This is a genomic window from Streptomyces sp. NPDC037288 (assembly GCF_055603265.1).
Genome location: NZ_JBVJVY010000107.1, coordinates 1 through 8,156 on the forward strand (window position 1 = coordinate 1; position 8,156 = coordinate 8,156).

The following is an 8,156-nucleotide window of genomic DNA, read 5'->3' on the forward strand; positions in this document are numbered from 1 at the left end:
CACGGCACCTCGCCCGACTGGCAGGCGCTCTTCCCGGGCGCCCGCCGCGTCGACCTGCCCACCTACGCCTTCCAGCGCGAGCGCTACTGGCTCGATGCGCCTGAGGCGGCGACCGTCGGCGCGCCGGAGGCGACGTACGCCGAGTTCTGGGACTCCGTCGAAAGCGAGGACCGGGCGTCTCTCGGTGCGCTCCTGGGACTGGAGCCCGCCGAACTGGACGTGGTCGCACCCAAGTTGTCCGCCTGGCGTCGGCAGCGGCGCGAGCAGTCCACCACCGACGGCTGGCGCTACCGGATCACCTGGCAGCCGCTCGGTGACATGGTCGGGGACGTTCCGTCGGGGGTCTGGCTCTACGTGGTCTCCGAGGAGACCGCGTGGACCGAGGCCATCCGCGCCGGACTCACGGAACTCGGCGTCACGCTCGTACCGTTCGCCGTGGGCGAGGACACCGATCGTGACGCGCTCGCCCGGGCCTTCGCCGACGCCGGGCACGAGCAGGCCGACGGCGTCCTGTTCGCCGCAGCACAGGGGGCAACGGGGACGGACGCCCTCCAGCGGCTCGTCCTGCTCGTCCAGGCCCTCGGCGACGCCGGGATCGAGGCCCCCCTGTGGTGCCTGACCACCGGCGCGGTGTCGACCGGCACGGCGGACCCGCTGACGGACCCCCTCTCCGCCCAGCTCTGGGGCATGGGCAGGATCGTGGCCCTGGAACAGCCGCAGCGCTGGGGCGGGTTGGCCGACCTGCCCGCCGAACTCGACTCCCGCGCGGTGGAGCGACTGGCCGGCCTGCTGGCCCAGGCCGACGAGGACCAGCTCGCCGTACGCGCCTCCGGCGTGTCCTGCCGCCGCCTCGTGCGCGCGCCGCAGAGCGCTGCACCGGCGGACGCGCCCTGGTCGCCGCGCGGCACCGTGCTCGTGACCGGTGGTACGGGTGCGCTGGGCGGGCACGTGGCCCGCTGGCTCGCCGGTGCCGGTGCCGAGCACCTGGTGCTCACCAGCCGCCGGGGGCCCGCCGCCCCGGGTGCCGCCGAACTCAGGGCCGAGCTAGAGGAGTTGGGGGCGCAGGTCACGGTCGCCGCGTGCGATGCGGCCGACCGCGACGCGCTAGCCGAGTTGTTCGGTCGGCACACCGTGAACGCCGTGGTGCACACCGCAGGCGTACTCGACGACGGCCTGGTCGAATCGCTCACGCCCGAGCGCCTCAACGACGTGCTGCGCCCCAAGGTGGACGCAGCGCTCCACCTGCACGAGCTGACCCGGGACCGCCAGGACCTCGACGCCTTCGTGCTCTTCTCGTCGATGACCGGTGTCTGGGGCAACGGCGGCCAGGGCGCCTACGGTGCCGCGAACGCCTTCCTCGACGCCCTCGCCGAGCAGCGCCGGGCGCAGGGCCTGCCCGCGCTGGCCGTCGCGTGGGGACCCTGGGCGGACGGAGGCATGGCCGACGGCACCGCCGGTGACCACCTGCGGCGGCGCGGCATACGGGCGCTCGCGGCCCTTCCCGCGATCTCCGTGCTGCACGGTGCGCTGACCCACGGCGAGACCTCCGTGACCGTCGCGGACGTGGACTGGGACCGCTTCGTCCCGGCCTTCGCCGACCCGCGCCCCTGCCCGCTGCTGCACGGCGTGGCCGAGGCCCGCAAGGCCCTCGCAGCACGCACCCAGGCCGCGCAGGGCGCCGAAGCTCCCGCGTCCGCGCTGGTCCAGCGCCTCCTCGGCGCCACGCCGGGGCAGCAGTCCCGCATCCTGCTGGACCTGGTCCGTGAGCAGGCCGCCACGGTGCTCGGCCACACGGGCAAGGACGCCTTCGAAGCCGACCGGACGTTCCGTGAGACCGGCTTCGACTCGCTCACCGCCGTCGAACTGCGCCACCGGCTCACCACGGCCACCGGCCTCAAACTGCCCACCACCCTGGCCTTCGACCACCCGACCCCCAGCGCTCTCGCCCGTCACCTGGGCGAGGAACTCCTCGGCCGGCACGGGCTGGAAGCGGACGCCGCGCAGGCGACGGCCGCCGCCACGGCCGACGAGCCCCTCGCGATCGTCAGCATGAGCTGCCGCTTCCCCGGCGGCGTCCAGTCGCCGGAGGACCTGTGGGAGCTGCTCAGCTCCGGCCGGGACGCGATCTCCGGCTTCCCCACCGACCGCGGCTGGGACATCGACGCGCTCTACGACCCCGACCCCGACCGGCCCGGCAAGACGTACGCGCGCGAGGGCGGCTTCGTCCAGGGCGCCGACCGCTTCGACGCCGGTCTCTTCGGGATCTCGCCGCGCGAGGCGCTGGCCATGGACCCGCAGCAGCGGCTGCTGCTGGAGACCGCCTGGGAGGCCTTCGAACGCGCAGGCATCGCCCCCGCGTCCGTCCGCGCCACCCGCACCGGTGTCTTCATCGGCACCAACGGCCAGGACTACGCCAACGGACTGCGCAACGCGCCCGAGGAGATCGAGGGGTACGCGCTCACCGGCAAGGCGGCCTCGGTCGTCTCCGGACGCATCTCCTACACGTTCGGCCTCGAGGGCCCGGCGGTCACGGTCGACACGGCGTGCTCGTCGTCGCTCGTGGCCCTCCACCTCGCCGCGCAGGCACTGCGGAGCGGCGAGTGCTCGATGGCCCTGGTCGGGGGCGTCACCGTCATGACCACGCCGGACCTGTTCGTTGAGTTCAGCCGGCAGCGCGGTCTGTCGGCGGACGGCCGGTGCAGGGCGTTCGCGGCCGGTGCCGACGGCACGGGCTGGGGCGAAGGCGTCGGCCTGCTGCTGGTGGAACGGCTGTCCGACGCGCACCGGAACGGGCACGAGGTGCTGGCGGTGGTCCGCGGCAGCGCGGTGAACCAGGACGGCGCGTCCAACGGCCTGACCGCGCCCAACGGCCCCTCGCAGCAGCGGGTGATCCGGCAGGCCCTGGCCTCCGCCGGCCTCACGCCGGCCGACGTCGACGCCGTCGAGGCCCACGGCACGGGCACCCGGCTCGGCGACCCGATCGAGGCGCAGGCGCTCCTCGCCACGTACGGCCGGGAACACTCCGACGACCGGCCGGTGTGGCTGGGCTCCGTCAAGTCCAACATCGGTCACACACAGGCCGCCGCGGGCGTCGCCGGTGTGATCAAGATGGTGCTGGCGATGCGGCACGGCGTGCTGCCGCAGACACTCCATGTGGACGAGCCGACCGCGCACGTGGACTGGTCGGCGGGTGCCGTGCGGCTGCTGACCGAGCCGGTGCAATGGCCCGGGACCGCAGGGCCCCGCAGGGCCGCGGTGTCGTCCTTCGGCATCGGCGGCACCAACGCCCACACGATCATCGAGGAGGCTCCCGCCCCGGCCGTGGCCGAGCCGTCCCGGGAACACCGCCCGGTGCCCGTGCCGTGGGTGTTGTCCGCAAAGAGCGAAGTGGCGCTGCGGGCCCAGGCGGAGCGGCTGCTGCCCTTCGCGACCGACGACGTGTCGCCTGTCGACACCGGTTTCTCGTCGGCCACGACGCGGTCGCCGCTGGAGCACCGGGCCGCGGTGATCGGCACCGGCCCGGACGAGCTGCGGGCGGGGCTGGAGGCCCTCGCGGCCGGCGAACCGGCGGCGAACGTCGTCGCGGGGCGCGCCCACTCGGCGGCCAAGGTCGGGTTCCTGTTCTCGGGTCAGGGGTCGCAGCGGCTGGGGATGGGGCGCGAACTCTACGACGTCTTCCCTGTGTTCGCGGCGGCGTACGACGAGGTGTGTGCGCTTTTGGACGTCCCGGTCGATGTCGACTCGGAGCGGCTCAACCAGACGGGTCGCACCCAGCCGGCGTTGTTCGCCGTCGAGGTGGCGCTGTTCCGGTTGCTGGAGTCGTGGGGGGTGCGGCCGGACTGTGTGGCCGGTCACTCGGTCGGTGAGATCGCTGCTGCTCACGTGGCGGGTGTGTTGTCGCTGGAGGATGCGGCGAAGCTGGTGTCGGCGCGTGCCGCGTTGATGCAGGCGTTGCCCGCGGGCGGGGCGATGGTGGCGGTCCAGGCCACGGAAGACGAGGTGCTGCCGCACCTGACCGACGAGGTCGGTATCGCGGCGGTCAACGGGCCTCAGTCGGTCGTGGTCTCCGGCGCTGAGGACGCGGTCACCGCAATCGGAGAGGTCTTCGCCGGTCAGGGTCGTAAGACGTCTCGCCTGAAGGTCAGTCACGCGTTCCATTCGCCGCTGATGGATCCGATGCTGGAGGAGTTCGCCGAGGTCGTCAGCGGTCTGGTCTTCAACGAGCCGCGGATTCCCGTCGTTTCGAACCTGACCGGCCGCCTGGCCGAGCCGTACACCCCCGAGTACTGGGTCCGGCACGTCCGTGAGGCGGTCCGTTTCGCCGACGGCGTGCGGACCCTGCACGAGCTGGGGGTGACCGTGTTCGTGGAGATCGGTCCCGGCGGCGTCCTCAGCGCCCTGGCGCAGGCCTGCGTGGACGACATCGTCACCGTCCCCGTACTCCGGGCCGACCGCCCGGAACCGCAGGCGCTCACCACCGCGTACGCCCAACTGCACGTCAGCGGCGCCGAAGTGGACTGGCACGCCTTCTTCCCGGGCGCCCGGCGCGTCGACCTGCCCACCTACGCCTTCCAGCGCGAGCGCTACTGGCTCGACGCCCCCGCCTCCGCCGGCGACATGCGCGCCGTGGGCCAGGGCGAGGCCGGTCACCCGCTCCTCGGCGCCGCCGTGCCGCTGGCCGACGGCGACGGACACCTGCTCACCGGGCGGCTCTCGACGCACACGCACCCGTGGCTGGTGGACCACGCCGTCAGCGGGGTCGCGCTCCTGCCGGGAACCGCCTTCGTCGAGCTGGCGATCGCCGCTGCCGACTCCGTGGGCTGCGACCTGCTGGAAGAGCTGACGCTGGAGACGCCGCTGCTCGTACCCGAGCGCGGCGGCGTCGCCCTGCAGGTGCGCGTCGGCGCCGACGACGGATCGGGCCGCAGGCCGGTGACCGTGCACTCGCGGATCGACGACGGGGACGCGAACGCCCACGAGGACGACTCCGCGCGGGCATGGGTCCGGCACGCCTCCGGCTCGCTGACCGTCGCCACAGAAGGGCCCGTGGACGGCTCGCTCGCCGCCTGGCCGCCCGGGGGTGCGGAACCGGTCGACGTCGACGGGTTCTACGACCGCCTCGCCGGCATGGCGCTCGGCTACGGCCCCGTCTTCCAAGGGCTGCGCGCCGCGTGGCGGAGCGGGGACGACTTCTTCGCCGAGGTGGAGCTGCCCGGCACGGAGGGAACGGACGCGGGCGCGTACGGCCTGCACCCCGCGCTGTTCGACGCCGCCCTGCACACCGTCTGGCTGGGCGCGGTCGAGCCCGAGGCCGGGACGGGGAACGGGCTGCTGCCGTTCGCCTGGAGCGGTGTACGCCTGGCGGCTGCCGGAGCCTCCGGCCTGCGCGTGAAGGTCTCGCGCGCCGGCACCGGCACCTCCACGGTGTCGCTGGTGCTGGCCGACGGCACCGGTGAGCCGGTCGCGCAGGTCGACTCACTGACGCTGCGCCCGGTGCCCGCCGACCAGTTGCGCGCCGGTGCCGGCGGCGACGGCACGGTCCTCGGCCTGGAGTGGACGCCGATCAGTCTGCCGTCTGTGCCGCCCGGCATGAGGATCGACACGTATGAGGATCTCGCCGCTCTGCGGGCCGCTGATTCGCCAGCGGACACCGAAGCCGATGCCGGTGCCGGAGCCGGAGCCGGAGCCGATGCCGGAGCCGTCGCCGATGCCGTGGTCGTGCCCTGCCCGACCGGGACCGCCGGGGACCTGGCCACCCGGGTACATGAGGTCACCCACGCCGCGCTGGAGCTGGTGCAGTGGTGGCTGGCCGAGGAACGCCCCGCGCGCCTGGTGCTGGTGACGCGTGCGGGAGACCTCGCCCAGTCGGCGGTCCGCGGACTGGTGCGTTCGGCGCAGACCGAGAACCCCGACCGCATCGTGCTGGTCGAGACCTCAGGGGATCCCAACGCCGATGCCGGTAGCGGTCTTGACGACTCCGGCCTTGCCCGGGTGCTGCCCAGCCTGATCGCGTCCGGTGAGCCGCAGGCCACGGTGCACACGGACGACGAGGTGCGGGTACCGAGGCTGGTCCGCGTCGCCGCGCCGGACGCGGAACCGGAACCGGAGCTTCCCGGCCTCGGCTCCGGCACCGTCCTGCTGACCGGCGCGTCGGGCGGGCTGGGCGGGCTGTTCGCCCGGCACCTGGTCGCCGAGCACGGCGTCCGCAGTCTGCTGCTCGTCAGCCGCCGCGGCGGGGACGCACCCGGCGCGGCCGACCTCACCGCCGAGCTCACCGCGCAGGGCGCCGACGTCACCTGGGCCGCGTGTGATGTGGCCGACCGCGACGCCGTCCGTGCACTCCTGGCCGGGCCGGGGGAGAGCCTGTCCGCGATCATCCACACCGCCGGAGTCCTGGACGACGGAATCATCGGCTCGCTGACCCCCGAGCGGCTGGACGCCGTGTTCCGCCCGAAGGTCGACGCGGCGCTGAACCTGCACGACCTGGCGGCTGAGCTGTCCGGCGACCTGTCCGCGTTCGTGCTCTTCTCCTCCGCGGCGGGCACCCTCGGCACGCCGGGCCAGGGGAACTACGCCGCTGCCAACACATTCCTCGACGCCCTGGCCGAGCACCGCCGTGCCGCGGGCCTGCGGGCCACGTCGTTGGCCTGGGGCTTGTGGGCGCAGGACAGCGACAGCGCCATGACCGGCAGCCTCGACCACACCGATCTCACGCGCATCAAGCGCATGGGCCTCGCCGCGATCCCGCCGGCGGACGGCCTGCGGATGTTCGACGCGGCACTGGCCACCGATCGGGCGGCAGTCGCCCCGATCCGGCTCGACACGTCCGCCTTCCGCGACGGACAGGGACAGCCCGTGCCGCCGGTCCTGCGGGCACTCGTGCGGGTCGCGCCGGTGCGGCGCGCGGCGCAGGCCGCGCCGAAGGGATCGCTGGGTCAGCGGCTGGCCGGGCTGGCGGAGGCCGAGCGCGAGCAGGTGGTGCTGGACCTGGTGCGTACCGAGGTCGCCGCCGTGCTCGGGCACGCAGGTGCGCAGTCGGTCGGCGCGGACGACTCGTTCAAGGACATCGGGTTCGACTCGCTGACCGCCGTCGAACTGCGCAACCGGCTCAACTCGGCCGTCGGCATGCGCCTGCCCGCCACCCTGATCTTCGACCACCCGAACCCGCTCACCCTCGCCCGCTTCCTCGCCGCCGAAGCCGCAGGCTCCGGCGGGGCGGTGGCAGCCGTGCCGACGACCATCTCCCCGGCCACCGGAGGCGCGGACGAGCCCATCGCGATCGTGGGCATGGCCTGCCGCTACCCCGGCGGCGTACAGTCGCCCGAAGACCTGTGGCAGCTGGTGTTCTCCGGCGGCGACGCCGTGTCGGGCTTCCCCGAGGACCGCGGCTGGGACGTGGAGAAGCTCTACGACCCGAACCCCGACCAGTGGGGCACCAGCTACACCCGGGAGGGCGGCTTCCTCCATGACGCGGCGGGCTTCGACGCCGAGTTCTTCGGGATCTCGCCGCGTGAGGCGCTGGCGATGGACCCGCAGCAGCGGTTGCTGCTGGAGACGTCGTGGGAGGCGTTCGAGCGGGCCGGGATCGACCCGGCGACGGTGCGGGGCAGCAGGACCGGGGTCTTCGCCGGCGTGATGTACCACGACTACGGCGGGCGGGTGACGACGGCGCCGGCAGGGCTGGAAGGCTACCTCGTCAACGGCAGCGCGGGCAGCGTCGCTTCAGGCCGGGTCTCGTACACGTTCGGGCTTGAGGGCCCGGCGGTCACGGTCGATACGGCGTGCTCGTCCTCGCTGGTGGCGCTGCATCTGGCGACCCAGGCGCTGCGCAGCGGCGAGTGCTCGATGGCCCTGGTCGGCGGCGTCACGGTGATGGCGGGCCCGTCCGTGTTCGTGGAGTTCAGCCGTCAGCGCGGTCTGTCGGCGGACGGCCGGTGCAAGGCGTTCGCCGCCGCCGCCGACGGTACGGGGTGGGCCGAGGGCGCGGGCATGCTGCTGGTGGAGCGGCTGTCGGACGCCCGGCGCAACGGGCACACGGTGCTGGCGGTGGTCCGTGGTACGGCGGTGAACCAGGACGGTGCGTCGAACGGTCTGACGGCCCCGAACGGGCCCTCGCAGCAGCGGGTGATCCGGCAGGCGCTGGCCAACGCGGGCCT

At 73.9% G+C, this 8,156-nt stretch carries 1 protein-coding gene; it reads left to right on the forward strand.

The window, feature by feature from the left end; all coding sequences use genetic code 11:
- A partial coding sequence (locus ACZ7GZ_RS41340) for an SDR family NAD(P)-dependent oxidoreductase (RefSeq protein WP_471032783.1) occupies positions 1–8,156 on the forward strand: 8,156 nt, incomplete at both ends.